Here is a 23,688-nt window from a genome sequence, read left to right as displayed (position 1 = left end):
AATTGCACGTGATGCTGATGTGAGAGACGCGCACGGCGGCCGGTCTCAAGATTGCTCCGGCAGAACGCCGTGAGTTGCAGCGATCGCCTCAGCCTGCTGCACAGCGTCTCGGGCCGTCGCATAACGCAAAGCCTCCCCAAGCATGACAAGCACCGGTCCCTCCGGATGCGCCGCTTCGAGGGCCGTGGCAATTGCGCCGATGGTCGAGATGAAAACACGCTCATCCGGACGCGTTGCATTCGCAACCGCGATGGCTGGTGTCTTCGGGTCGAGCCCATGCACGAGCGCTATCTCGGTGAGTTCGGCGAGCGTCCGCTTCGGCATGTATATGACGGTTGTCGCCGCGCTGTCGGCAACCGCACTCCAGTCGATGTCCTTCGGCAGCTGTCCGCGACGGTCATGCGCCGTAATAAACTGCAAACGGCGCGCGTGATCGCGATTGGTCAATGACACCTTGAGATTGGCCGCAGCGCCCTGCGCCGACGTCACCCCCGGCACGACGCTGATCGGAATGCCAGCCGTCTCGCACGCTTCGATCTCTTCGCCCGCGCGGCCAAAGATCAACGGATCGCCCGACTTGAGACGCACAACATTCAGCCCCTCGCGCGCCAGCGATACCATCTGCTCGTTGATGTCGGGTTGCTTGCACGACTGCCGGTAGCCGCGCTTACCCACATCGATCAGGCGAGCGCCTGGACGGACCAGATCGAGGATGGGCTTAGCGACGAGATCGTCGAACAGCACCGCGTCGGCCGATTGCAGCGCATTAAGTGCCTTGATCGTCAAAAGCTCGGGATCGCCCGGCCCCGCCCCGACCAGCGTGACTGCGCCCTGACGTTTTGCGTCTCCCGGTCGAGATGCCGTCTCGCCGGTCGCCAGCGGCCCTGAACCGACCGTAAAATAGCGCGCATCGAAAGCCGTCCGCGGCTGCCACCCGTGGCGCTCGAGCTCGGGATCGAGATGTTCTTCGACCGGCCAACCGAGCGAGAGGTATCCGATAAACTTCCACTCGGCAGGCACACCAAGCACCCGCGAAACTTCCGCCGGATCGATGATCGACACCCAGCCAAGCCCAAGGCCGGCCTCGCGGGCAGCAAGCCAAAGCACGGTCACCATGCACGCACATGAATGGTCGAGCGCTTCCGGCATCGTATGCCGCCCGAGCCCGTGGCCTTGCAGCGTGCCGTGATCGGAAAATACCGCGAGATGCACGGGCGCCGCGTTCAATCCCTCGAGCTTCAATCGATTGTAGAGATCGGCCTGATCGCCGTCGTAGCTCGCTCCTGCCCGGCTGCGCGCCCCTTCGAAGTTCTTCGCAATCTCCGCCCTGACTTCAGGAGACCAAACGTTGACGATCCGCCACGGCTGACTGTTGCCGACCGACGGCGCGAGGTCCGCGAGCCGGAGAAGCCGGTCGATCAAAGCATCGGGAACTGCATCTGTCTTGAAGCGCCGAACGTCCCGCCGCCAGCGGATAAGCTCCTCCAGCGTCGCGCGCTCTTCCCCGCTAGGGCTGTCATTGTCGGGCTTGCGAATAGTCATTGCAAAAATATACGGTCAGGATGGCAGGGCATTTACTAGCTATATCATCATTCCGGCCCCGGCGAGCAAGCGGGCATCTGCGGCGCCTGACGGCGGGGTCGGGTGAGGTCAGAAAGCCTCTTTTTAGCGGTGGCGGCGCGATCCCGGCTGGATTTAGTCCGCGCCGACCATTGCTTCGCGGCAACCGTCACAGACCGCGGTTTCACTGTCCCCGCCCGAGCGCCTGATCGGAAATCCGCATTCGGAGCAGAGCGTGTGATTCCCTTCGCGAACCCCATGTTCCACCGCGACCCGCTCATCGAAAACGAAGCATTCGCCGCGCCATAAGCTTTCTTCCGGCGCAACCTGCTCCAAATAGCGCAGGATGCCGCCGTTGAGCTGATAGACGTTCGGAAAGCCCTCGCGAAGCATGAAGGCGCTCGCCTTTTCGCAGCGAATGCCGCCGGTGCAGAACATCGCGATCTTGCGCTTCGGATCATCCGAAAGCGCCCGCTTTACATAGTCGGGAAATTCGTTGAAAGCCCCGGTTTCCGGATTAAGCGCGCCGTCGAATGTGCCGACCTGAAACTCATAATCGTTCCGCGTATCGATCACGAGAACGTCCGGGTCGGCAATCAGGGCATTCCACGCCTCGGGTTCGACGAACGTGCCGGTCGCGACCGATGGCCGGGCATCGGGAACGCCGAACGTCACGATCTCTTTCTTGACCTTCACCTTCAGCCGCTGAAACGGATGCTCCGTCGCTTCCGAATATTTGACCACCAGATCCGAAAATCTCGGCTCCGCTACGAGCGCCTCGATCAGCGCATCGATGTCGTTCTCAGCCCCCGAAACGGTGGAGTTGATGCCTTCGCTCGCGATCAGGATCGTGCCCAGAATTCCGCGCGCCGCGCAAAGCTCGCGCAGGCTTGCCTGCAGCGTCTGAGGCTCGTCGATCTCGACGAATTTATAGAAGGCGGCGACTTTGACCGTCACGCACGTAGCTTTCATAATGAACCGGTGGATCGGCAAATCAGGGACGGCCGTCCGAGAGTTACGCCGGTTTCAATACGGTCACGGCCCCCGAAGAGCAAGACGCGGCATTTTGGCGGCATTCCGGGCACAGGCGTGACAATGCCCGGCAGCCTTAACTATTGGTGTTCAAATGCTGGCAATGACGCGCCGGACGTATTCGGCGTAGGGGCTCTTGCCGAGGCGGCCAAGCCAGGGATCGAGATCGGACGGGGAAATGAACCCCATGCGGACGGCGATTTCTTCGGGGCATGAAATCTTGAGGCCCTGACGCCGCTCGATCGTCGCGATGTATTCGCTCGCGTCACTCAAGCTGTCGAATGTGCCGGTATCGAGCCAGGCATAGCCCCGCCCCATACGCTCGACATGAAGCGCGCCCGCTGCGAGATACATTTCGTTGAGCGTCGTGATCTCAAGCTCACCGCGCGCCGAAGGCTCCACGCGCGACGCAAAGTCAACGACCCGTTGGTCGTAAAAATAAAGACCCGTCACCGCCCAATTGGAATTCGGCTTTTGTGGCTTCTCGTCGATCGCCTTCGCGTGGCCCGCCTTATCGAACGTCACGACGCCGTAGCGTTCAGGGTCGGCCACCTCGTAGGCGAAAACCGATGCGCCGTATTCGCGGTGCGCAGCGCTTCGAAGCAGTTCGCCAAACCCATGACCGTAGAAGATGTTGTCGCCGAGGACGAGCGCGCACCGGTCGTCACCGATGAAATCGCGGCCGATGATGAAAGCCTGCGCAAGCCCCTCGGGTTCCGGCTGCACCGCATAGCTCAAGCGCAGCCCGAACTGCTCGCCGGTTCCAAGAAGCGTTTGAAAAAGGATCTGGTCATGCGGCGTCGTGATGATCAGGATATCCCGGATACCGGCCAGCATCAGCGTCGACAGCGGATAATAGATCATCGGCTTGTCGTAGACGGGAAGCAGCTGCTTCGAGATCGTTAGCGTCAGCGGGTAAAGGCGCGTGCCGCTGCCGCCCGCGAGAATAATGCCCTTAAGGGTGCTCATGTGGGCGTGCTCATGCGAATTTCCCGGCGCTATTTATCTGTTGCGAATGTTTCGCCGCGTCATCGCGGGGAGGGCCGGCGAGCCGATCCAGGCAATCGGAAAGCGCGTCTCTCCACGGCCGAAGTTCTAGACCGTAGACGGCGCGGAGCTTTTCCGTCGAGAGCACCGAGTACGCGGGGCGCGCGGCCTTGGTCGGATAATCTTTGGTGCCGATCGGCAGAACCCCGATATCGCGCCCGCCACGGCGCGCCGCGCCTTCGATGATCGCCTGCGCAAAACCGAACCACGTCGTCTCGCCGCGATTGACCGTGTGAAAGACACCGAACATCCGCGGGTCCGCCGAGGATGCGCTTGCGAGAGGAATGAGCCGGCCGACGAGGTCCGCCAAGTCCGGCGCGAACGTCGGGTTGCCGCGCTGATCGGCGACGACTTTGATTTCCGGACGATCCACGCTCAGGCGCAACATGGTCCTGACAAAGTTGCTTCCGAACGGACTGAAGACCCAAGCGGTGCGAAGAATGATATGCTTCGGATTGGCTTGAGCGACGCGATCCTCGCCCTCTTGCTTGCTCCGTCCGTAAATCCCGAGCGGCGCCACGGGATCCGTCTCCACGTAAGGCACGCGCTTGCTTCCATCGAACACGTAGTCGGTCGAGAAATGAATGATCGTCGCGTCGATGTCGGCGGCAGCCTTTGCCGCAGCTTCCGCACCGGCGGCGTTTACGGCGAAAGCCGCATCAGGTTCATCTTCTGCCTTATCGACGGCCGTATAGGCCGCGGCATTGACCACGACGCTCGGCCGGGCCCCGAGAATGGCGCGTCTCACGGATTGCGGATCGCCAAGATCGGCCTCAGGTCGCCCCACGACAGTGAAACGTCGGCTGCCGGCCTCCAACAACTCGATAAGGGATCTGCTGACCTGACCGTGCCGACCGATGATGAGTATGCTTCGCTCGTCGCCGGTCACACGACCGACTCCGCCAGCGCGACGTCTTCCGGCATCGGCGTTTGAAGCAAGCCAAGCCTGTTCCCCGCGTAGACTTTCTCGCGGAGCGGACGCCACCACCACTCATTGCTCAAGTACCATTCGACCGTCGCAGCTATGCCGCTGCCGAAAGTCTTCTCGGCGCGCCAGCCAAGCTCCGTCTCGATCTTGGTGGGATCGATCGCGTAACGCCTGTCGTGTCCGGGGCGATCTGGAACAAATGTAATAAGGCTTCGGCGCGACTCTCCGTTTGGCCGAAGGCTGTCGAGAGCATCGCATATCCGCTCGACCACTGAGATGTTCTCCATCGGCGCTCGCCCGCCGATATTGTATGTCTCGCCCACGCGGCCTCTCTCGAGAACCATCGTGAGCGCCTTCACGTGGTCCTCGACGTAGAGCCAATCTCGAACCTGCCGCCCGTCGCCGTAGACCGGCAACGGCCGCTTCTCGAGCGCATTCAGCAGAACGAGCGGAATGAGCTTCTCCGGGAAATGATACGGACCATAATTGTTCGAACAGTTCGTTATCAGCGCCGGCAACCCGTATGTTTCGCGCCAAGCGCTCACGAGATGATCGGACGAGGCTTTGCTCGCCGAATACGGCGATCTCGGATCGTAAGCCGTACTCTCGACGAAGAAGCCGCCGTCCGCGAGGCTGCCGTACACTTCGTCGGTCGATACATGCAGAAATCTGAAAGCCTTCCGGCCTTCTGCGCCAAGCCCGTTCCAATAATGCCGGCTGGCCTCGAGGAGGACGTGAGTACCGAGAATGTTCGTTTTGATGAATTCGGCAGGCGACGTGATCGACCGGTCGACGTGGCTTTCAGCGGCCAGATGCATCACAGCGTCCGGCCGGAATTCCGAGAAAACGCGATTGATCGCATCGGCATCGCAAATGTCTGCACGGACAAACCGGTAGTTTGATTTGTCCGATAGCGAGGACAGTGACTGCAAGTTGGCGGCATACGTCAGCTTATCGACGTTCAGCACGTCCCAGCCGCGGTCCAGGACGAGGTAGCGAACGAGTGCTGAGCCGATAAATCCGGCTCCGCCCGTAACTATGACTCTCATCCCCCGCCCCCGCGTTCAAACGACGTTCAAACTGTCCCCGCGATGTCTCTCAGCAAAGGAAGCTTTGCATCCTTGTCCGAGACGATCGCATCCTGCGCGCTGACCGGCCATACAATACCGAGCTCCGGATCGGACCATAGAACGCCCGCTTCTGCTCCAGGAGCGTAGTGACTCGAAACTTTGTAAACGACCTCCGTGTCGGGTTCCAGCGTGCAAAAGCCGTGCGCAAAGCCGTCAGGAATATATATCTGCTGCCCATTCTCAGCCGATATCTCGATGGCTACGTGCCGTCGGTATGCTGGCGACGACGGCCTCAGGTCTACGGCGACATCGAGAATGCGGCCCCGGCTGACGCGAACGAGCTTGGTTTGCGAATAGGGCGGGACTTGAAAATGCAGGCCCCGGATAGTTCCGGTCTTTGATGACAAAGAAAAGTTATCCTGGACGAACACATCCCGGATGCCAGCCTCTTCGAGCGCCTTGCTGTTATAAAGTTCGGTGAAAAAACCTCTCGCGTCTTGGAAACGTTTGGGTGTGATTACGATCAAGCCGGGGATATCGAGTTCAGTTATTCGCACGCGAGATTTCCAAGTGGCTGTTCGGCTTCCCAATGTGCCGGTGGCGGGTAGTTCGCATATCAAACCTCGAAAGAACAATCCCAGACTTGCTCGAGTGCCCGCGAACGTCCGCAACGTCCGTCAACGTGTGCCCGTTGCGTCACGCCACTTGGCCTAACACATCTAATCGAAGCGCGTTCCCACGGCTTGTGCCATTGTCGCGTTTACGAACTTGAGTGAACCACTTGATCTGCTGAAAAGAGTGCGGCCGACAACGAACTTGACTCCAATGCCTCGCGTCGCAAACGTAGTAGGCCCGCCCGCAATTCTCAGGTTGTTGGAACCGGTGTTCTGAACTGGTGTTTCGAAGTTACCTTGCTCGAATACGGCGAAAGGCGCCCCGCGCCAAATTAGAACCATCCCAAGCAACGGGGGCCATCACTGCTGCAATGTCCGTTAGTTATCTCATCAGTTCGTATAACAAGTCCGAATATCTCGCCTCGGTGCTTGAAAGCGTTGCCACTGAGCTGACTATGACCGGCGGGGACGTTTTGATCATCGACGATGGGTCGAAGGATTCGTCGTGGTCTCTCATCCGCGAGTTCAGCGCAAAAGATCCCCGCATCACCTGCCGGCGTCAGGAAAATCGGGGCATTTTCAACGTTACCAATCAACTGATCGCATCCGCGACCGAGCAGTGGCTGCGCATCATCGATTGCGATGATCCTCTCGTGATCGGATCGACGTCATTTATGATGCAACTCGCGGAGGATAATGACGCCGACTATATCTTCGGCTCGACGTCGCCTTACGGTCCGGAACCATTGACCGGCGGACCGGTCAAACTCGGCGAGCCGCATCCATCGACAGTAACGATATTGTCCGATCCGCTGAATTACGCGATCAGAGACTTCAATCACATCCCGACTGCGGCCCTGATACGACGCCGAAGCATTCCTGCTTCTTTGCGGCTCAACGAGGAGCTGATCTCGTGTCAGGATCTTGCTCTTGCATTGCGGGTCTTTGAGCACTCTCGCGTTGCACGGGTCGACGCAGCCGTCTGCCACCAACTCGTTCAAAGCAGCAAACGGCTATCTGCGAACGAAGCCCTCACCTACTTCCAGACCATTCAGATACTGAAAGAGTTTGGCGCCTCCAAATTCGATGAGGAATATCGATACATCGCGATGAGGAAGATCGTTTCGCGGGCGCTGAAATGGATGCGGCACGAAAAACTGATTACGACCGCTCCGATGTTGTATTCACGGCTTTTGTTTCTCTACGCGACGTTGCTGGTATCAAATCCGGCGCGATGGGAATACTATCTTGACTCAGCAGCTGAGAGCTACGTAGGCTTTTTTCCTCCCGACGGGCGTGTGTATTGATAATGAATTAGCCTTGCTTTCGAATTATTCGACCTCAACGGATTGCAGGCCCACGGTTCATATTATGCGCATATTGATGTTTTTGCCTCGGCACATGCGTTTCGGTCCCAGCAACGCATCCTCGATTGACCTGTGCGTTCGCGATCTCGTCGCGGCGAGCCGTTACCGCCAAACGACGACGGTCATCTGCTGCGAGAACGAAACACTCTTTCCCGGCATCGACGTGATGACCTACTCACGTGCCGTCGACGACTCACGGCGCCGCAAGGTGGCGTTTGCGTTGCGCGAAGTTTCGCGCATATCGCCAGATCTTATCGTCGTCCAACAACATCTTCCGACAGCCGCAGCGCTTGCCGCGCGCACTCGCGTCCCAGTGGTTCTTCACAAGCACAACATGATCAAGCCCGTTCCAGGCGGCAGTTTTCTGAACGGGTTTCGACGGCGGTTTAAGCTCCGGCAATATCGCGGGCTCGCCGGTATGATCTTCGTCAGCGACTTTTGCCGAAAGACGTTCGAAGCGGACTGGCCGGAAGTGCGCCTGCCGACGTCCGTCGTTTACAACGGCCTCGACTTTTCACAGTGGCAGCCGTCGAAGCAGAAGCTGGACGAGATCATTTGTGTCGGCCGTGCGGCGCCAGAAAAGGGAATTAAAGAGGCGGCGCTGGCGGTTGCCGCCGTCTTGAAAGAGCAGCCCGGCTGGCGGGCGCGTTTTATTCTCGCCGAACCGGAACGCTTCCCGGCCTATTTGGAGGAAGTCCTTGCTGTCATTCGCCCTCTCGAAAGCAAGATAACAGTAGAACTGAGCCTGCCTTTCGCCGTGGTGAAAGAGCGCTATGAGAATGCGGCAATTGCAATCGTTGCTTCGAGATGGCAGGAGCCCTTTGGCCGGACGGCTCTCGAAGCGCACGCCGCAGGCTGCGCCGTGATCAGCTCAGGCACCGGAGGAATGGCCGAAATTTCGCCGGACGGCACTCTGATGCTGCCTTTGAACTTCGCGCCCGATCACATTGCCGCGCACTTGCGCAAGCTCCTCCTCGATCGGGACCTGCGTGTTCGTCTTGGTGAGACCGCACGAGAATTTTGCGCCAGAAAATTTGCACTCTCTGAAGTTGCTCACTCGGCGGATGCTTTCTACGAACGCGCAACCGAGAGCCGAACAAGCGGCATCGTCTCCACGCAGACAGCCGGCTCTGAAGCGTCTGCGAGCGCCAGCAGCCACCTCTAGCCTGTGGATTGCTCTGTAGACCGCACTTGACGCCTTGCCGAGAGGCCCGCCGCAACGTTACGAGAGCACAGGTGAAGCGTAGTGCTCGCGGAGCGGATTAGCCGAATGAGATATCATCGGATCTTCGAAACGCCTGCACCGATTTTTCAACTCGCCAAGGTAAGCCGCACCGCCGCCAGCCTCGCGATTTTCCTGCGCGCAGCTCTTCGCCATCCGGCAAATCGGCGAAAGCGGCGTCTCTCGTACGAACGAGCGAACGCCTGGATGGATGAGGAATTGCCTTTCGAAAAGTGGGTTCATCCACGGCGAACTCCGCCCGACGACCTTTGCATACGCTTTCCCGAAGATCGGCCTATTGATCGCGATGGACTGCCGCAACCTATGAAGGTCGCCGTCGTATGCCACCTTTATTACGATGACCTCGCCGAAGAAATACGAACACGCCTCGATGTCATTCCAACGAAATTCGATCTCCTCATATCCACCGACACCGCGGAAAAGAAGAGGCGCATCGAAACCGCGCTCTCGTCAAGCACAGCATCGAATGTCGTCGTTCGAGAATTTCCGAATGTTGGCCGCGATATCGCGCCGAAGCTGATCGCCTTCAACGACAAGCTCGATCAATACGATGTGGTTTTATTCATTCACGGCAAGAAGTCGGTATTTTCTCCGAGGCTCGGAGATTGGCGCGAATACATTTTCGACGCTCTGATAGGAACGCGCGATCGCACCCAATCAATATTATCGTCTTTCCAAGACATCCCCGAATTGGGGATGATTGCCCCGGAACATTTCGGCCCTGTCAAAGGCCTGGGCTGGAGAGACAATTTAAAAATTGCCGACGCGCTCTGCATCAAACTGCTCGGAGATAAATACGCGTTCAACTATTTGGACTTTCCATCCGGATCGATGTTCTGGTGCCGCCCGGCTGCGCTGAAACCGCTGCTCGATCTCAATTTGAGCGTGGACGAGTTTCCGGCGGAGCAAGGCCAAATCGACGGCACGCTCGCGCATGCGATCGAACGATTTTTTTTCGCTTCATGCGAACTCGCAGGGCTCCGCTGGTTGAAAACGGCAGCTGACGAAACGAAGATCTTGCCGGTGAAAATCATAGACGTTGGGTCGAGCACTGAGCTTCGGCAAGTCCTGAAGCGGGCAAGCGGCAGGATCGTCTCGCCACGGTGAGATGGCCGAAACCACTCACGCGCCCGGACTAATTCGTTCAACCACGGCCTTTGTCAGCGCCATGACCTCAGGCAACGCACTTCCGTATTTATCGCGCGCCGAGCGAAACACGCCGAGCCCCGGATGAGTAGCCGCATTCTGTAGCGCGCTTGTGTAAGGCACAGGCCGCGAAATTGCGTTGAGTTGGTGCAGACCCTGCTTGATGTGATGCAACATCTCGCGCTGCACCGTATTCGTTGCCTGATACTGCGTGATGAGCGGATGAACTTTCACCTGCGACGCGAGATCGAGATCGTCGGCGAGAATGAATTTCAAGAAATCCGTGAGGGTCGAATACGCGTTCGTCTCGAGGCTCGTCGGCGCTACTATGTGCTCGGCCAGCCTCATGGCCGCGAGCCCCAGCACGCCGGGCCCCGCGGGACAATCGATCAGAACGGCGTCGTAATTCCCGTCGATTTTCGAAAGCTCTGATCTCAAAGCATCCGATAGCAGGACATCGAGACGATCCTTGCGCTTCTTTCGCCGCGCCACGTGTTCGAACTCGGCCATCTCGCGAAGAAGTTCGTGATTGGACGGCAAGAGATCGATGAAGCCCGCTTGCCTATCGTGCAACTCGATCAAATCGCCTGCCGCCACGCGGTGCGCGGCAAGGCGCATACTCCGGCCGCTGGCGAAAGCTCGCAGCATGGCCGCCAGGCCAATCTGACGTTGGGTGAGTTGCTGCTCCGCACCGATACCGAGGAGCGCCTTCGTGACGCCGGCTTGCGGATCGGCGTCGAGAACGAGCACCCGCGCACCGTAGGAAAGGGCCAGCCCGTCTGCGAGCATCATGGTGGTCAGCGACTTGCCGACGCCGCCTTTCGGATTGGCGATCGCGATTCTGACGCTCATCGACCGGCATCCGCCGACCGCCTGACGAAGGGGCGGAAGGGAGCCTCAATATGAAACAATCCGGCGGAGGCGCGGCTTGCAACAGACGGAGCCCAGGGCTCCGCCATCGCGCGAGAAAAATCGCCTCCCGGCAGCCTCGGTCGATGTAGATCACGCCGCTTGCGATACATGAAGAAAGGCTCGTAAGGACAACGCAAGAGCATGCGGAAGCGCCCCACCCGGTTCTGCGCGCGACACTACGTGGAGGTCCGCCCAAATACCAGCGGCCAGAAATCCCAGCGCTATTTTTTCGTTTCGCCGACTGTGTCGCCGACAGGGCGCCGGGACGGCCCGTCATCGAAGCGCCACGGACTGTTTTTGCGGGCCCGCTCGGCCGCAGCGTCTTTGTCGACTTTGGGCCGCTTGTTTGACGGCCGGGGCTCGTCATTCGAAGGCCGCGGCTCGGAGGCGTCTTCAGGCACCTGCGGCGCGCGCTTACTCATCCATCCAAGTATGCCCATCGATTCATTCCTTCGGCAGAATCTCAAAATTGCATGCGCCAGACTTGAGAGGTGATTGCGCTTTCCATGTGGCTGCCGTCTGTCGGACATACGCAAGATTGCACGAGGGCCTTCTGCCGGACCTAATGTTGCAAAGGTCAGCACGTTGCTAACCGCATCGACTGAAAATTTCGCGGCAAAACAAAAATGGCGACTTGCCCATCTCGCGATCTGGACTAAGGAAGAAGCCTTACCCACTTTCAGAAAACGCTGCCTGATCGCTGGTTCGCCGAATGAGGGCGCGCGGCTATCTGGGTCATGAAAATTTAATTCCACTGCGAAGACACTGGCTTGACATCGGAGCTGGCGCGAAACCGTCCGATCCCTTGCGAAGTAGTATTGACGACGACGAAATGTTCGGTCGCTATTCGGTAGCTGACCCCCAAGCGACAAGGCATCCCCCGGTGAACCGCGTACTCAAGCTAGCGACGACCATTCTCATCCTAACGTCGATAAACGCTAGCGCGGACGCCACTGCCGACTGCAACGACGCGACCAATCTGGCCCAGAAAATCCGGGGATGCACCGAAGTCATCCAGCGCACGATGCTGAGCGACGCTCTTTCGACGGCCTATATGAATCGGGCCATCGCCCGCGCGGAACGCAAGGAAATGGCAAAAGCGCTGGCAGACTTCACCGCGGCGGTACATGCCGACTCGGAAAATAATTTCGCATACTACAATCGCGGCAACGTTTACCTCGACTTGCGGAAACCGAAGCAGGCGAAAGCCGACTTCACCAGGGCGCTTGAAATTGCGCCCGACATGTCGCCCGCGCTCCTCAACCGGGCGTTGGCCAATGAAATGCTTGGCGAACGCGAAGCCAGCATTGCCGATTTTCGCGCCGCGTTGGCACTCGAGCCGACACTCTTCGCAGCGTCCGAAGGTTTGAAGCGGTTGGGCGTAACGCCGCCTGATGGGCAGAAATGACTGCGGCCTGACAGCGATCCGGTCACGCGCTTAGTCTGCGTGTGATCGTCATTTCTCAGGACGGTGAAACTTCAGCGATCTCGCATCGACATTACGTCTGGCTGATCTCGTGGGGCTATGGTGCCCAGGGCCGGAATTGAACCAGCGACACTGCGATTTTCAGTCGCATGCTCTACCAACTGAGCTACCTGGGCCTGCCTCCGCGGCGCTGAGCCCCGTGCGAAGTAGAGGGGTCTTATAGGGGCGTGATCCGCAGGATGCAAGCACCTCGATACGACATGTTTTCAGTCTTCTTCGTCCTCGCCATTTGGTCGCTGGGACGGATCTTTCGCGGCCGGACCGTCGCCCTCGTCTTCTTCCCTGCCACCGATCGCGTAACTGCCGCTGAACCACTTCGCGAGGTCGATGTCGGCGCAGCGCTTCGAGCAGAACGGGCGATAGGCGTCAACCGCCTCCTTCCCGCAAATAGGACAACGCAACGGCTTGCTGGCGGAGCGGGACGCTGACATGGCGCGCTCAATCGCGATCGACTTCGGCGTATTTCAGCCAATTGTACTGGATCGGAAATTTTTCCGAGTTGAGGAGGCTGACGACCTCGGTCAGCGGCAACCCGACGACATTCGTGTATGAGCCGATGAGCCGCTGCACGAAACAGCCGGCAAGCCCCTGAATGGCGTAGCCTCCAGCTTTGCCGCGCCATTCGCGGGAGGCGATATAGGATTCGAGCTCTGAGCGGTTGATATAGCGGAACCTCACCCGTGTATCGACGATCTTCATGCGAACCCTGTCGTCGGGAGTGATCAGACAAATACAGGTCTGGACCTTGTGGGTTCGCCCCGACAGAAGTTGTAGCGACGCCATCGCCTCCTCGATGTGCGTCGGCTTCATCATCACCTTGCGCCCCATCGCAACGACCGTATCGGCCGCGAGGATGTAGGCCCCGGCGAGATCCCGGTCATTGGCGATTTGATCCCGCGCAACCTCCGCCTTCGCCCGCGCAAGCCTCGAAACGAGCGCTCGCGGCATCTCGCCCCGCTTCGGCGTTTCGTCGATGGAAGCGGGCCGCAAGGCATCCGGCGTCACGCCGACCTGTGCCAGGAGCGTCACCCGCCGGGGGCTGGCGCTTGCCAGAACAAGCTGCGGACGCTCGATTTCCGTTTTGGACGACGCCATCTCGCGCGCCAGCGAACGGCGCAACGTCTCGCGGCCGGGGGCTTCGGAGCGTGCAAAGGAGGGAAGGAAGCTGCTCATAAGACTCGATATCATGATCGTAACCACGGGAAGATTAAAGTGAGGCGGCGCAGCCCTTTTGCGACAATGGCGCAGGCATTCCACCCTTAGCAAGTCCGCCTGCGTTGCGGTTGAGAACAAAACAGGGCATGAATAGCGCATTCTTTAACAAAATTGATGGCGGCAATGGCTCTGAGACCAGACCCTGCGGACCTCCTTGCTCGAACGCCGCTTTTCGGCGCCCTCGATGAACCGAGCCGCAAGGCTGTCGCCCTCGAATTGCGGGACGCAGCCTTCGAGCCAGGCCAGATCATTTTCTCGCGCGGCCAGGCGGGCTCTGAGCTTCACATCGTCACGAAGGGCCGGGTCCGGCTGTCGGTCCTGACCGCTGACGGACGTGAACTTTCGTTCGCCCACGTCGAGGCCCCTTCGATTTTTGGAGAACTGGCGGTCTTCGACGGAAGGCCGCGATCGGCGGACGCGACGGCCGTCAACAAAGTCGAGACGCTGATGCTCTCGAAAACAGCATTTCTCCGTTTGCTCGGAACGCGCCCAGCCGTCGGTGAAGCTGCCGTGCGCTTTCTCGCCGGCCGGCTACGCGACGCCGATGAACAGCTCGAAGCCATCGCTTTGCATCCGATCGAAGCGCGGCTCGCACGGTTCTTCCTCGCCGCCGTGCGCCAGAAAGATCCGGCCAGCAAAGCCGAGAAGATCTCCCTTCCCCTTCCGATTTCGCAAAGTGAACTTGCTCTTCTTGTCGGGGCGAGCCGCCCAAAGGTCAACGCGGCTTTGGGGTTACTCGAATCCGAGGGCGCGATAGAGCGTCGGGGTCAGCAGGTCGTGTGTGATATCGCGGCGTTGAGCGGCATTGGGCGGCTCGACGAAAAGGAATAGCCGCCCTTGCACCCATTCGCGGGGCCACGCGCATGACGATCATGGATCGGCAACAACGGCGAGCACGACTGGCGATCCTGCCCGCGCCGGTGCTTGGAGCGTTTGGAATTGTCCGTTCCTTCGTCCGCCGCATAGCGAGCTTCGGCATACATGGCTACCCGCCGGATATTCAGCGGCGGCTGAAGATCGTCAACGTCTTCTCGTCCCTCGTCGTGGCAACGACCTTTATCTACGCCATGCAGCTTTGGGCATCGGGCAACAAGGAGATGATGCCCGTCGTCTATATCAACCTCGCGCTCGCGTTCATCGTCTCGCTCGTTCCTTTCATGCACCGGATCAACGAGCTTGCCGGAGGCCTTCTCCTGGTGGTCGCGGAATTCGTCGCGCTCATCGGCTTCACATTTTTCTTCGGACGCCTCGGGGGCGCGCCGTTGCAATATGTCGTGGCGGCAGCGGCACCCTTCGTCATTTTCGAAGCGCGGCGCTTCTGGCTCGTCGTCGCCATCGTCTTCGCCGCGCTCATCCTGCATTTGATCGCCTGGTTTCAGTTCCCGATGGAAGCCGCCCAGCTCAAGCCGGACGAAAAGATCATAAGCTCCCTCTACGTCCAGGGTGCGGTCACGACATTCGGCCTCATCGCGGCCTGCGTGTACTACGCCTTCAGCCTGTTCGAACGCGCGAAAGCCGAAACGGAATCAGTACTTCGCAACGTCCTGCCCGACAGCGTCGTCGAGCGCCTCAAAGCGTCGCCGGGCGAGACCATTGCCGATGGATTTTCCGAAGCCTCCGTTCTGTTTGCAGACATCACCGGCTTCGTAAGCATGGCCCGCGGACTTGGACCGGAAAAGACCGTGGCACTATTGAACAAGCTTGTCAGCGCATTCGACGAGCTGGCCGAGCGCCACGGCGTCGAGAAGATCAAAACGATTGGCGACGCCTACATGGTCGCGTCCGGCGTCCCGCTCATGCGCAAAGACCACGCGCACGCATTGGCCGCGATGGCGCTCGATCTGGTCGCAGTCGTGCAGGAAGTCAGCGCCGCCGAAAACCTTCCGCTCAATGTCCGGGTCGGCATGGCAAGCGGCCCGATGATGGCGGGCATCATCGGCAAGAATAAATTCAGCTATGACGTCTGGGGTGATCCGGTCAATCTCGCGAGCCGTCTCGAACAATCGAGCGTCCCCGGCCGCATCGTCATCTGCCCGTCGTGTTGCGCGGCGATCCGCGATGCGTTCTCGATCGAACCGCGCGGCCTCATCGAGATAAAAGGTGTGGGACCGCAGGAGTCCTGGTTCTTGCTCGGCCGCAAGGACGCGGACGTCAGCCCTTCCAGTGCAGCGAGCACACGAGTGTAAAGAGCCGGCGCGCGGTGTCGTCATCGACGATGATCCGCGGCAGCAGCTTTTCCTTGAGCAATGCGCTGCCCTCGTCGTGAAGCGCCCGTCGGCTGACGTCGATGGCCTGAATGCGAGCGGGAGGCGCAGTTCTGACGGCCTCATAGTAGGACTCGCAGATCATGAAGTAATCTTTGACGATGCGCTTCAGCGGCGTCAGCGCAAGCGTGTGCTCTACGGTCTCCGCTTCTCCCGAAGGACTGATCGCCATCGAAAGCCGGTCGTCCGCAAGCGAGAGATGGAGTTTGTATGGGCCCGCATCGATGCCATCGATGCGAAAGGCGTTACCGTCGAGAATGTCGAAGATCGCGACTTCCCGCTCGTGCTCGATATTCGAGTTGGCCCGCCCGAGCGATTTCGCATCGAGCGTAATGTCGACAAGGCGATCCCGGCTTTTCTCTTGAGCGGCGACCGTTTGATCCATCAAAAATCAGCCTGCCTTTTCGAGCCGGATTTCGACAGAGCGGCGGTGGCCTTCCAACCCTTCGGCGCGAGCGAGCGTCATGGCGGCAGGCCCGATTTTCTCGAGAGCGGCGCGATCGAGCTTCAGGATCGATGTTCGCTTCATGAAGTCCAAAACTCCAAGGCCCGACGAGAAACGCGCACTGCGCGCTGTCGGAAGAACGTGATTGGAACCGGAAACATAATCGCCGATAACCTCAGGCGTCACGCTGCCAATGAAAATTGCCCCGGCGTTTCGAATGCGCATCGCGAGATCTTCCGCATCCGCCGTCGCGATTTCCAAATGCTCGGCCGCGATACGGTCAGCCAAAGGAACGGCCTCCCCGAGCGATCCTAAAATGATCGTGGCGCCAAACGTGTTCCAGCTTTCGCCCGCGATATTTCCGCGCGGCAGCGTCCCGAGTTGGCGGCGAACAGCCGCCTCGACCGCCTCGGCGAACGCCTCGTCGTCCGTCATCAAAATCGACTGAGCTGCCGTGTCGTGCTCGGCCTGCGCAAGAAGATCCGAAGCGATCCACTCCGGATCGTTGTTCTTGTCCGCAATCACGAGAACTTCGGACGGACCTGCGATCGAATCGATGCCGACCGTGCCGAACACCTGCCGCTTCGCCGCCGCGACCCACGCATTGCCCGGCCCGACGATCTTGACGACTGGCCGTATCGTCTCCGTACCGTAAGCGAGCGCTGCAACAGCTTGCGCGCCGCCGACGCGGTAGATCTCCGATACGCCCGAAATTTTCGCAGCCGCCAGAACAAGCGGATTGAGTTCGCCGCTCGGCGACGGCACGACCATGACGATGCGCGGAACGCCCGCGACCTGCGCCGGCACGGCATTCATCAGAACGGAGCTCGGATAAGATGCAAGTCCGCCCGGAACGTAAAGCCCGACGGATTCGACGGCCGTCCAGCGGTGACCGAGTTCGACGCCGGCCGCGTCTGTGTAGCGATCATCCGATGGAAGCTGGCGCTTATGATGATCGGCAATGCGGTCGCGTGCGAAGTTCAACGCATCGAGCGTTTCTTTCGAGCACGCGGCATAGGCCGCTTCGACCTCAGCGGCCGTCACCGCGATACCGGTTTTGCGAAGATCGAGCCTGTCGAATTTGAGAGAGAGATCAACGAGCGCGGCGTCGCCGCGCGCCCGGACATCATCGATGATTGCGCGAACCGCGTTGTCGACGTCGGCCGAGACTTCGCGCTTCAGCCCGAGAAGCTCCACGAAGTGAGCCTCGAAATCCTTGTCGTTGCTATTGAGCCGTACAGGCATCGGGCATCGTTCCTTAAGGCAAGCGGTCGAGCGAAATCAGCTTGCGTCCTCGGGATGCTCCGGCGGGCGCTTGGTTGTCCAGGCTGCCCCGAGGTCCTTCAACTCGATCTCGATACACTCGACGCCCAGCCGAATGGCCGCACCGCCGGAAAATGTCAACGTGACATCGCCTTCGGGCGAATCTGAGCCGGCCGTCGGTTCGTATGTCATGGCGAGCAGCGCCAACGCCGCCCTTTTGTCGTGAAGGTCAAATCCGTGCACTTTCACGGCGTTGACGCGCTCGAACCGGACGGCGCACCGGCGGCGCTCGTACTCGGGTGCGATCCTGGTTTTGGATGCTTGCGCATCCTCCGCAAACTTCTGCCAATCGAACCGGTTGGCTATGCCGACGAAACGCTTCTGCTTCGGCAAATATTTCATATCACCGACACGCAAAACGGCGTCCTGCAACTGAGCGGAAATGACGCCGAGATCGTCCGTATCGAAGGCGATGAGCTTGAGGTCCGGCATCAGTATCGAAGGTCTCCGCTGTGCGGCCCCAAATGGCTTGGATCAGTGGCTATGATCGCAGAGTGTTACAAAGGCGTGCCGAAAGCTGCAACGCAAGAGCAAGCGCATCAGCTGCTGGCGAGGCGCTCGATGTCCGCGCCGCAGGCACTGAGCTTCCGCTCGAGCTGCTCGAAGCCTCTGTCGAGATGGTAAACACGGTTGATCACCGTTTCGCCCTCTCCGGTAAGCCCGGCGATGACGAGCGAAACGGAAGCGCGGAGGTCCGTCGCCATGACGGGCGCGCCCTTGAGCGTTTTGACCCCCGTGATCGTCGCGGTGTCGCCGTGCAGCTGGATGTCCGCACCGAGACGGACGAGTTCCTGCACATGCATGAAACGGTTCTCGAAGATCGTTTCGCGAATGACGCTCGTACCCGACGCCCGCGTGAGAAGCGCCATGAGCTGCGCCTGCAGATCGGTCGGGAATCCTGGAAACGGCTCCGTCTCGACCGATACCGGAGCAATGCCGCCGCCGTTTCGAGAAACGCGAACGCCCGTTTCGGTCTCCTGGATCGATGTCCCGGTATTCGCGAGAATTTCGAGCGCAGCCTTGAGATCGCCGAGACGCGCACCCTCGAGCGTCACGTCCCCGCCCGTCGCGGCAACCGCCATCGCGAATGTGCCGGTCTCGATACGATCCGGCAACACCGTATGAACTGCGCCTTCAAGACGATCGCGCCCCTGGATCCGAAGCACCGACGTGCCGATCCCTTCGACCTTCGCACCCATCTTGCTGAGGCAGAGGGCGACGTCCCCGATTTCAGGCTCCCGCGCCGCATTTTCGATAACGGTCTCGCCTTTGGCCAACGCGGCCGCCAAAAGAACGTTGTGCGTGGCACCGACCGACACCTTCGGAAACACGATACGCGCTCCGTGCAGCCCCTTCGGCGCCCGCGCGATGACGTATCCGGCGTCGATGTCGATTTCCGCACCCAGCGCCTTGAGCCCCATCAGATGCAGGTCGACCGGCCTCGTGCCGATCGCGCAGCCGCCCGGCAGCGACACGCGCGCTTCGCGCATCCGCGCGACGAGCGGTCCAAGCACCCAGAAACTCGCGCGCATGCGCGAAACCATTTCGTAGGGAGCCGTCGTGTCGACGATATCGCGCGCCGTGAGATGAATAGTGTCGCCGAGATGAGTGGTCGGGCCAGGCCGCTTGCCGTCGACCGCGAGATCGACGCCATGATTCCGCAGGATGCGAACCAGCAAATTGACGTCTGCAAGATTGGGGACGTTCTTGAGCGTCAGGCGGTCTTCGGTCAGAAGGCTCGCGATCAACAGGGGCAGTGCCGCGTTCTTGGCGCCTGAAATCGGAATGCTACCGCGAAGCGGCTTCCCGCCGACGATTTTGATCCGATCCATGTATGCCAATTGTCTCCGAATGATGAAAACGGGCGCGAATCTCGACCCCGCACGAACAAGCCAAGCGTGATTAAAGGTTGAGAGACCGCATCGGCAAGCGGCTTTTACGACAGATGAGGCCCTAGACGCCGCCCTCGTCCGGAGGCGGATCGCCACCCTCCCCCCTCTGACGGCGGGCCGCGGCCTTGCGCCGCTTCAAATTCGCGCGCAGCTCTTCCGCCAGCCGATCCTGGCGCGTGAGCTTGCCGGCACTTTTCGCCTTATCCGCATTTCCTGGCGGCTTTGGCTGGAAATTTCCCGTCATGCCCGTCTCGCGCGCTCCAAGTAGATGCCCGGCTTCAATTTTAGCGTGTCGGCGTCGTCCACGAATAGCTTGGCTTTCCGTCTTGCTCGCCGTCAAGCCTTGTGGCAGTGTCCGCCCGCCCGATGCAGGAGCGTACCAACGCGACGCCCCTGGCACGTTCGATTCTTCGAGGCATCCGCCTTCAGCTGCCGTAGCTCAGTGGTAGAGCACTCCCTTGGTAAGGGAGAGGTCGAGAGTTCAATCCCCTCCGGCAGCACCAGCGTAAAAGCTCAAAAATTCTGGAAAATCTGTATTCCGCGCCGCGACTCCGTCGCGCCCCGAAGTGCGCCGGATAAAATGCAGCAGCCTCATCAACCGCGACAGCTATTGGGGTCTCGTTCGGCGGTTCCGCGGGCTGCGCGCAATCGACACGCGCTCAGGGGCGAAGATCAGCACGGACATCCGGGTGCACGAGCCTGACTTGTCCCGCTTGGGACAAGCCAGAGCGCCGACCTATTAAATGACCGCCTTGGCCTGGCGCAGCGGATGGATGTTTGATGAATTTATTTGCCCCGCGGGGGCTGCGTCACTTTTTGAATCGTCAGTTGCCGTTCGCGACCTTCGCGATCGGGCCAGCGGATCGAATGACCTTCGCGCAAGCCAATTAGCCCTGCGCCGACAGGCGTGAGAATTGAAATTCGCCCGTTCGAAATATCTGCCTCCGCAGGGTAAACGAGCTGCACTGTGCGTTCAGCACCGCTCCCCTCGTCGGTGAATTCGACGGTCGAATGCATTGTGACGACGTCGGAAGGCATGCGCGTCGCTTTATGCATGGTGGCGCGCGCAATCTCGCTCATCAGCAGTTCGCTGACCTGAGGCATGGTCTCGGCCACACCCAATGCAAGATTGGTGAGATTGTCCGCCTCGGTATCGATGAGATGAACGGGAGGCCGCCCCGTTCTGGTGCTTCGGGTCATGGTGCTGGCTTTCGAGTGGTAAAAGTCGCTCGTCTGAAAGACGGCGTACGTCAGTCCTTCGAGTCATCCCGAGCCCGTGCCGAAATGCACCGGAGCCCGGGCTAGATGCCCTCGAGAAGCTGTCCCCCTTGGTGGCGGAAGCGGAAAAAATAAGCACATGACTGCATGGAGGCATGCCTTGGCATGCGGAGTCGTCCGTGTCAAATATGGTGGCTGACCCGGAACTGTGTTGGGGCGCCTGCTTGGCTCGCTAAGAATGTCGGGTTATCCGACTCGGCGCGACCGCCGCACTCAAGCCGATCGTCTTGACGATATGGGCACGCCGCCTGATTTCGTGGCCGAGTTTCCAGGTCCGGTAGGCGACAAAGCTGCGCAGGTCGGACGAAGGAGGCCTCTCCATCCGGTCACATTGAATCCGTGACCCGGCAAGATCCTCTTGCACAACGAGCGTCGGTACGACCTCGAACGTCCTCGCGCCATGCACGTGCGTGTCCCGCAGATAAATGTCATAGGGAAACCGGATCGGCAGAATTCGGCGCAAGAGCTGCGAAGCGCCCTGCCGCGAGATGACATAGGCATGCGCGCAAACCGTCGTCGCATGTGTTTCCACGATCTTGCCCACAGCGGTTTCCTGCAGCAGTCGCCCTCTGACACCTCCAATGCCGCCGACTTTGAGGATACCCCAATTCCCGGGCAGCCGATTGACGAGAAGAGCAATCGCGTCGCCGAGGTTCGACGGGATCACCGCGTCGTCCTCCAGGATCAGCGCCGTCGACTCACTGCTGGCCAGGAATGTTTCGAGTGCGAGCTTATGAGATAGCGTGCATCCGACCTCCGCCGGCCCGATCTCGCGGCGGAAGCGCGCCATGAACCGGAAGGGAGCAAAAGACCCGATCTCCGCCTCAGAAAGCTCGCTCCCGACGACGCCCGGAAGGATGGAAAATGACATCCCGGCCGCTTGCAGCCCGGCCGAAATTTTTTTCTGACGCTGCGTTGAAAGAGGCAAGCTGATGACGAGTGTAAGCATTGATGCCCCCGGCCGCCGGCTAGCCCATCGAGACTCGCTATCTCCAATAGCGTGTATACAGATTATACTTGCAGCACCAAGAGGCCCAGGGCCTTGCAAACACATTTTGAGATGTGCGCTGACCTTGTCGACGTCTGAAGGCCGCCGGCGAGATCGCCCAAAAATGCGGCTTCCCCTGCCCTTGACTATTATTGTCAATCGGATCATGTGGGCTTGTGGCCGCCATGATTTTGGCGCCGCGATTACGAAGGAACCCAACCCTTGTCTGGCGACAGCAGTCGAATGCTTCGGCCGTTGCGGCTCGTGGCCTGACCTCCGGGTCGGCTCGCCACGATCCGTTGCAACGGCGGATCGGAAGGTGAGCCATGGAAAACATCCGCACTGCATCGGGTGAAGACGTCGATCCGATTGTCTTGGTCGAGCTGCTCGAAGAGCACGATGCCGATATTGTCGCCCAGCTGAATGAGCTGGACCTCGAGACGGCAGGCTCGATACTCGCCGAATTGCCCCTTGATCGCGTTGTCGAAATATTCGACCGGCCCGAACTTGCGCGCGCCGGCGATCTCATCCTCGAACTACCCGACGAATTCGCAGGCCAAGTGCTCAAGGGCATGTCCGCGGACCGCGCGGCCGACACCCTCCGCCAGCTTGATGGGCCCGACCGCACCAAGCTGCTGACTCTGCTCGACTTCGAAACCGCCCAATCCCTGAAACTGCTGCTCGCCTACCCCGAAGGCACCGCCGGCAGCATCATGACGACTGAGTTCGTCAGCGTTCCTTCGACCTACACCGTCGCCGAAACCCTGAAGCTCATCCGCGAGGTGGAGCACACTCGGGAAACGATCTACGCGATCTATGTCCTCGACCCCCAATCGCGCGAACTCGTGCGGACGGTCACGTTGCGTCAGCTGATCATGGGACAGCCCGATCAGTCGATCCTCGACGTGGCGCCCGACCGCGATCCCGTCTGGGTTTCACCCGACACGGACCGCGAAGAAGTGGCGCGTCTGATCTCCATCCACGACCTTCTCGCCGTGCCCGTCCTCAACGCGCGGCATCGCGTGCTCGGAATCGTCACCGTCGACGACGTCGTCGACGCGATTCTCGCTGAAAGTACGGAAGACGTTCAAAAGTTCGGCGGCGTCGAAGGTATCGCGGAGCCGTATCTACAGATCGGCTTCGTGGAGATGATCCGCAAACGCGCCGGCTGGCTTTCCGCGCTCTTTCTCGGCGAAATGCTGACAGCCAGCGCCATGCAGCACTATTCCGACGAGCTGGAAAAAGCCGTCGTGCTTACCCTTTTCATCCCGCTCATCATGAGCTCGGGAGGCAATTCCGGCTCGCAGTCTACCTCGCTACTCATCCGCGCGCTCGCGCTTGGCCAGTTGCGTCTGCGCGACTGGTGGCGCGTGGCCATGAGGGAAATCCCGACCGGAGTGACGCTTGGCGTCATCCTCGGCGTGATCGGCATGGCCCGGATCGCGCTATGGCAGCAACTCGGCATCTTCGATTACGGCGAGCACTGGAAACTGGTTGCATTGACGGTGGGATTGGGACTCGTCGGCATCGTCACCTTCGGCTCGCTGACGGGCTCCATGTTGCCCTTCATACTGAAACGCCTCGGCTTCGACCCGGCAAGCGCCTCGGCCCCGTTCGTCGCGACGCTCGTCGATGTCACCGGTTTGATGATCTATTTCAGCGTCGCGCTGCTTGTCCTGCGCGGCACACTGCTTTGACAGGCAAAAATTGACGGGGGTGATCCGGCCGGGAATGCGCGCCGTATCCGCCCTGTGCCCCATATTAACTGCGAAAGGCGTCCCATATCGACAAACCGCGTCTCTGTTCACATCTAACGGCGGCCCCCATCCTACCGGCGGCAAGGTGACGTTTGCCGTCTCGAATCCGATAGGTCTATAA

The 23,688-nt window shown here is 59.9% G+C and carries 23 protein-coding genes and 2 tRNA genes; 8 read left to right on the top strand and 17 right to left on the bottom strand.

What is annotated here, in order from left to right:
• Positions 1–45: 45 nt before the first annotated feature.
• From cobA to rfbC, 6 genes are all read right to left on the bottom strand, one after another.
• Entirely contained in the window at positions 46–1,542 is a 1,497-nt protein-coding gene (gene cobA, locus AACL53_RS02290) for a uroporphyrinogen-III C-methyltransferase (RefSeq protein ID WP_339082056.1), read from the bottom strand.
• A gap of 153 nt (positions 1,543–1,695) precedes the next feature.
• Positions 1,696–2,517 carry a rhodanese-related sulfurtransferase gene (locus AACL53_RS02285; RefSeq protein WP_339082054.1) on the bottom strand — a complete coding sequence of 274 codons (822 nt, stop codon included), beginning with the start codon at positions 2,515–2,517 and terminating at the stop codon, positions 1,696–1,698.
• Positions 2,518–2,682: 165 nt separating this feature from the next.
• Positions 2,683–3,561 (bottom strand): glucose-1-phosphate thymidylyltransferase RfbA, encoded by an 879-nt coding sequence (rfbA, locus tag AACL53_RS02280; protein WP_339082052.1) that lies wholly within the window; start codon positions 3,559–3,561, stop codon positions 2,683–2,685.
• Between the two features lie 10 nt (positions 3,562–3,571).
• A complete protein-coding gene (gene rfbD, locus AACL53_RS02275) occupies positions 3,572–4,528 on the bottom strand; it encodes a dTDP-4-dehydrorhamnose reductase (protein WP_339082050.1) in 957 nt (318 codons plus the stop codon).
• Positions 4,525–5,616: a dTDP-glucose 4,6-dehydratase gene (gene rfbB, locus AACL53_RS02270; RefSeq protein WP_339082048.1), complete on the bottom strand. Its 1,092-nt coding sequence runs from the start codon at positions 5,614–5,616 to the stop codon at positions 4,525–4,527. The genes rfbD and rfbB overlap by 4 nt, the downstream gene beginning before the upstream one ends.
• 26 nt (positions 5,617–5,642) lie before the next feature.
• A complete protein-coding gene (rfbC, locus tag AACL53_RS02265) occupies positions 5,643–6,194 on the bottom strand; it encodes a dTDP-4-dehydrorhamnose 3,5-epimerase (RefSeq protein ID WP_339082046.1) in 552 nt (183 codons plus the stop codon).
• Between the two features lie 428 nt (positions 6,195–6,622).
• Between rfbC and AACL53_RS02260 the strand changes: the two genes are divergently transcribed.
• From AACL53_RS02260 to AACL53_RS02250, 3 genes are all read left to right on the top strand, one after another.
• Positions 6,623–7,558: a glycosyltransferase family 2 protein gene (locus AACL53_RS02260; RefSeq protein WP_339082044.1), complete on the top strand. Its 936-nt coding sequence runs from the start codon at positions 6,623–6,625 to the stop codon at positions 7,556–7,558.
• A 76-nt stretch (positions 7,559–7,634) separates the two neighbouring features.
• Positions 7,635–8,783 (top strand): glycosyltransferase family 4 protein, encoded by a 1,149-nt coding sequence (locus AACL53_RS02255; protein WP_339082042.1) that lies wholly within the window; start codon positions 7,635–7,637, stop codon positions 8,781–8,783.
• Positions 8,784–8,888: 105 nt separating this feature from the next.
• Positions 8,889–9,968, top strand: a complete 1,080-nt coding sequence (locus tag AACL53_RS02250; RefSeq protein WP_339082040.1) for a rhamnan synthesis F family protein — start codon at positions 8,889–8,891, stop codon at positions 9,966–9,968.
• A 15-nt stretch (positions 9,969–9,983) separates the two neighbouring features.
• Here the strand turns inward: AACL53_RS02250 and AACL53_RS02245 are convergent, their stop codons facing one another.
• Positions 9,984–10,859, bottom strand: a complete 876-nt coding sequence (locus AACL53_RS02245; RefSeq protein ID WP_339082037.1) for a ParA family protein — start codon at positions 10,857–10,859, stop codon at positions 9,984–9,986.
• Between the two features lie 943 nt (positions 10,860–11,802).
• Between AACL53_RS02245 and AACL53_RS02240 the strand changes: the two genes are divergently transcribed.
• Positions 11,803–12,327 carry a tetratricopeptide repeat protein gene (locus AACL53_RS02240; protein WP_339082035.1) on the top strand — a complete coding sequence of 175 codons (525 nt, stop codon included), beginning with the start codon at positions 11,803–11,805 and terminating at the stop codon, positions 12,325–12,327.
• 118 nt (positions 12,328–12,445) lie between these two features.
• Here the strand turns inward: AACL53_RS02240 and AACL53_RS02235 are convergent.
• From AACL53_RS02235 to AACL53_RS02225, 3 genes are all read right to left on the bottom strand, one after another.
• Positions 12,446–12,521: transfer RNA gene (locus AACL53_RS02235), tRNA-Phe, on the bottom strand.
• A gap of 90 nt (positions 12,522–12,611) precedes the next feature.
• Complete coding sequence (gene yacG, locus AACL53_RS02230) at positions 12,612–12,836, bottom strand: DNA gyrase inhibitor YacG (protein ID WP_339082033.1); 225 nt, start codon at positions 12,834–12,836, stop codon at positions 12,612–12,614.
• Between the two features lie 7 nt (positions 12,837–12,843).
• Positions 12,844–13,593, bottom strand: coding sequence for a Maf family nucleotide pyrophosphatase (locus AACL53_RS02225; RefSeq protein WP_339082031.1), 750 nt, complete (start codon positions 13,591–13,593; stop codon positions 12,844–12,846).
• 150 nt (positions 13,594–13,743) lie between these two features.
• Between AACL53_RS02225 and AACL53_RS02220 the strand changes: the two genes are divergently transcribed.
• Together AACL53_RS02220 and AACL53_RS02215 are read left to right on the top strand one after the other, a co-directional pair.
• Positions 13,744–14,451, top strand: coding sequence for a Crp/Fnr family transcriptional regulator (locus AACL53_RS02220; RefSeq protein ID WP_339082029.1), 708 nt, complete (start codon positions 13,744–13,746; stop codon positions 14,449–14,451).
• A gap of 32 nt (positions 14,452–14,483) precedes the next feature.
• Positions 14,484–15,806 (top strand): adenylate/guanylate cyclase domain-containing protein, encoded by a 1,323-nt coding sequence (locus AACL53_RS02215; RefSeq protein WP_339082027.1) that lies wholly within the window; start codon positions 14,484–14,486, stop codon positions 15,804–15,806.
• Here AACL53_RS02215 and AACL53_RS02210 read toward each other — a convergent pair.
• The 5 genes from AACL53_RS02210 to AACL53_RS02190 form a co-directional block, all read right to left on the bottom strand.
• On the bottom strand, positions 15,772–16,269 hold the full coding sequence (locus AACL53_RS02210; RefSeq protein WP_339082025.1) for a UPF0262 family protein: 498 nt from the start codon (positions 16,267–16,269) through the stop codon (positions 15,772–15,774). The two genes, AACL53_RS02215 and AACL53_RS02210, sit on opposite strands and share 35 nt — an antisense overlap.
• A 6-nt stretch (positions 16,270–16,275) precedes the next feature.
• The gene (gene hisD / locus AACL53_RS02205; RefSeq protein ID WP_339082023.1) at positions 16,276–17,574 is read right to left on the bottom strand and encodes a histidinol dehydrogenase; all 1,299 of its coding nucleotides are present in this window, start codon (positions 17,572–17,574) and stop codon (positions 16,276–16,278) included.
• Positions 17,575–17,610: 36 nt separating this feature from the next.
• A complete protein-coding gene (locus AACL53_RS02200) occupies positions 17,611–18,084 on the bottom strand; it encodes a DUF2948 family protein (RefSeq protein ID WP_339082021.1) in 474 nt (157 codons plus the stop codon).
• Between the two features lie 107 nt (positions 18,085–18,191).
• Complete coding sequence (gene murA, locus AACL53_RS02195; RefSeq protein ID WP_339082019.1) at positions 18,192–19,484, bottom strand: UDP-N-acetylglucosamine 1-carboxyvinyltransferase; 1,293 nt, start codon at positions 19,482–19,484, stop codon at positions 18,192–18,194.
• Positions 19,485–19,605: 121 nt separating this feature from the next.
• Positions 19,606–19,788 (bottom strand): hypothetical protein, encoded by a 183-nt coding sequence (locus AACL53_RS02190; RefSeq protein ID WP_339082017.1) that lies wholly within the window; start codon positions 19,786–19,788, stop codon positions 19,606–19,608.
• Between the two features lie 184 nt (positions 19,789–19,972).
• On the opposite strand from AACL53_RS02190, the gene AACL53_RS02185 reads away from it, so the two are divergent.
• Positions 19,973–20,047, top strand: a tRNA-Thr gene (locus AACL53_RS02185).
• Positions 20,048–20,330: 283 nt separating this feature from the next.
• Here AACL53_RS02185 and rnk read toward each other — a convergent pair.
• Together rnk and AACL53_RS02175 are read right to left on the bottom strand one after the other, a co-directional pair.
• Entirely contained in the window at positions 20,331–20,744 is a 414-nt protein-coding gene (gene rnk / locus AACL53_RS02180; RefSeq protein WP_339082015.1) for a nucleoside diphosphate kinase regulator, read from the bottom strand.
• Between the two features lie 250 nt (positions 20,745–20,994).
• Positions 20,995–21,771 carry a glycosyltransferase family 25 protein gene (locus tag AACL53_RS02175; RefSeq protein WP_339082014.1) on the bottom strand — a complete coding sequence of 259 codons (777 nt, stop codon included), beginning with the start codon at positions 21,769–21,771 and terminating at the stop codon, positions 20,995–20,997.
• Between the two features lie 365 nt (positions 21,772–22,136).
• Between AACL53_RS02175 and mgtE the strand changes: the two genes are divergently transcribed.
• The gene (mgtE, locus tag AACL53_RS02170) at positions 22,137–23,507 is read left to right on the top strand and encodes a magnesium transporter (protein WP_339082012.1); all 1,371 of its coding nucleotides are present in this window, start codon (positions 22,137–22,139) and stop codon (positions 23,505–23,507) included.
• Positions 23,508–23,688: the final 181 nt, after the last annotated feature.

The organism is Hyphomicrobium sp. ghe19, assembly GCF_902712875.1.
Classification (GTDB): Bacteria; Pseudomonadota; Alphaproteobacteria; order Rhizobiales; family Hyphomicrobiaceae; genus Hyphomicrobium_B.
This window is presented reverse-complemented; position numbering and strand designations above follow the sequence as displayed.

Bases quoted from the DNA above. Each gene is read 5' to 3' on its own strand.
- cobA (WP_339082056.1), bottom strand. From the start codon at position 1,542: ATGACTATTCGCAAGCCCGACAATGACAGCCCTAGCGGGGAAGAGCGC.
- rfbA (WP_339082052.1), bottom strand. From the start codon at position 3,561: ATGAGCACCCTTAAGGGCATTATTCTCGCGGGCGGCAGCGGCACGCGC.
- rfbB (WP_339082048.1), bottom strand. From the start codon at position 5,616: ATGAGAGTCATAGTTACGGGCGGAGCCGGATTTATCGGCTCAGCACTC.
- AACL53_RS02260 (WP_339082044.1), top strand. From the start codon at position 6,623: ATGTCCGTTAGTTATCTCATCAGTTCGTATAACAAGTCCGAATATCTC.
- AACL53_RS02255 (WP_339082042.1), top strand. From the start codon at position 7,635: ATGTTTTTGCCTCGGCACATGCGTTTCGGTCCCAGCAACGCATCCTCG.
- AACL53_RS02250 (WP_339082040.1), top strand. From the start codon at position 8,889: ATGAGATATCATCGGATCTTCGAAACGCCTGCACCGATTTTTCAACTC.
- AACL53_RS02245 (WP_339082037.1), bottom strand. From the start codon at position 10,859: ATGAGCGTCAGAATCGCGATCGCCAATCCGAAAGGCGGCGTCGGCAAG.
- yacG (WP_339082033.1), bottom strand. From the start codon at position 12,836: ATGTCAGCGTCCCGCTCCGCCAGCAAGCCGTTGCGTTGTCCTATTTGC.
- AACL53_RS02225 (WP_339082031.1), bottom strand. From the start codon at position 13,593: ATGATATCGAGTCTTATGAGCAGCTTCCTTCCCTCCTTTGCACGCTCC.
- AACL53_RS02220 (WP_339082029.1), top strand. From the start codon at position 13,744: ATGGCTCTGAGACCAGACCCTGCGGACCTCCTTGCTCGAACGCCGCTT.
- AACL53_RS02215 (WP_339082027.1), top strand. From the start codon at position 14,484: ATGACGATCATGGATCGGCAACAACGGCGAGCACGACTGGCGATCCTG.
- AACL53_RS02210 (WP_339082025.1), bottom strand. From the start codon at position 16,269: ATGGATCAAACGGTCGCCGCTCAAGAGAAAAGCCGGGATCGCCTTGTC.
- hisD (WP_339082023.1), bottom strand. From the start codon at position 17,574: ATGCCTGTACGGCTCAATAGCAACGACAAGGATTTCGAGGCTCACTTC.
- AACL53_RS02200 (WP_339082021.1), bottom strand. From the start codon at position 18,084: ATGCCGGACCTCAAGCTCATCGCCTTCGATACGGACGATCTCGGCGTC.
- murA (WP_339082019.1), bottom strand. From the start codon at position 19,484: ATGGATCGGATCAAAATCGTCGGCGGGAAGCCGCTTCGCGGTAGCATT.
- AACL53_RS02190 (WP_339082017.1), bottom strand. From the start codon at position 19,788: ATGACGGGAAATTTCCAGCCAAAGCCGCCAGGAAATGCGGATAAGGCG.
- rnk (WP_339082015.1), bottom strand. From the start codon at position 20,744: ATGACCCGAAGCACCAGAACGGGGCGGCCTCCCGTTCATCTCATCGAT.
- AACL53_RS02175 (WP_339082014.1), bottom strand. From the start codon at position 21,771: ATGCTTACACTCGTCATCAGCTTGCCTCTTTCAACGCAGCGTCAGAAA.
- mgtE (WP_339082012.1), top strand. From the start codon at position 22,137: ATGGAAAACATCCGCACTGCATCGGGTGAAGACGTCGATCCGATTGTC.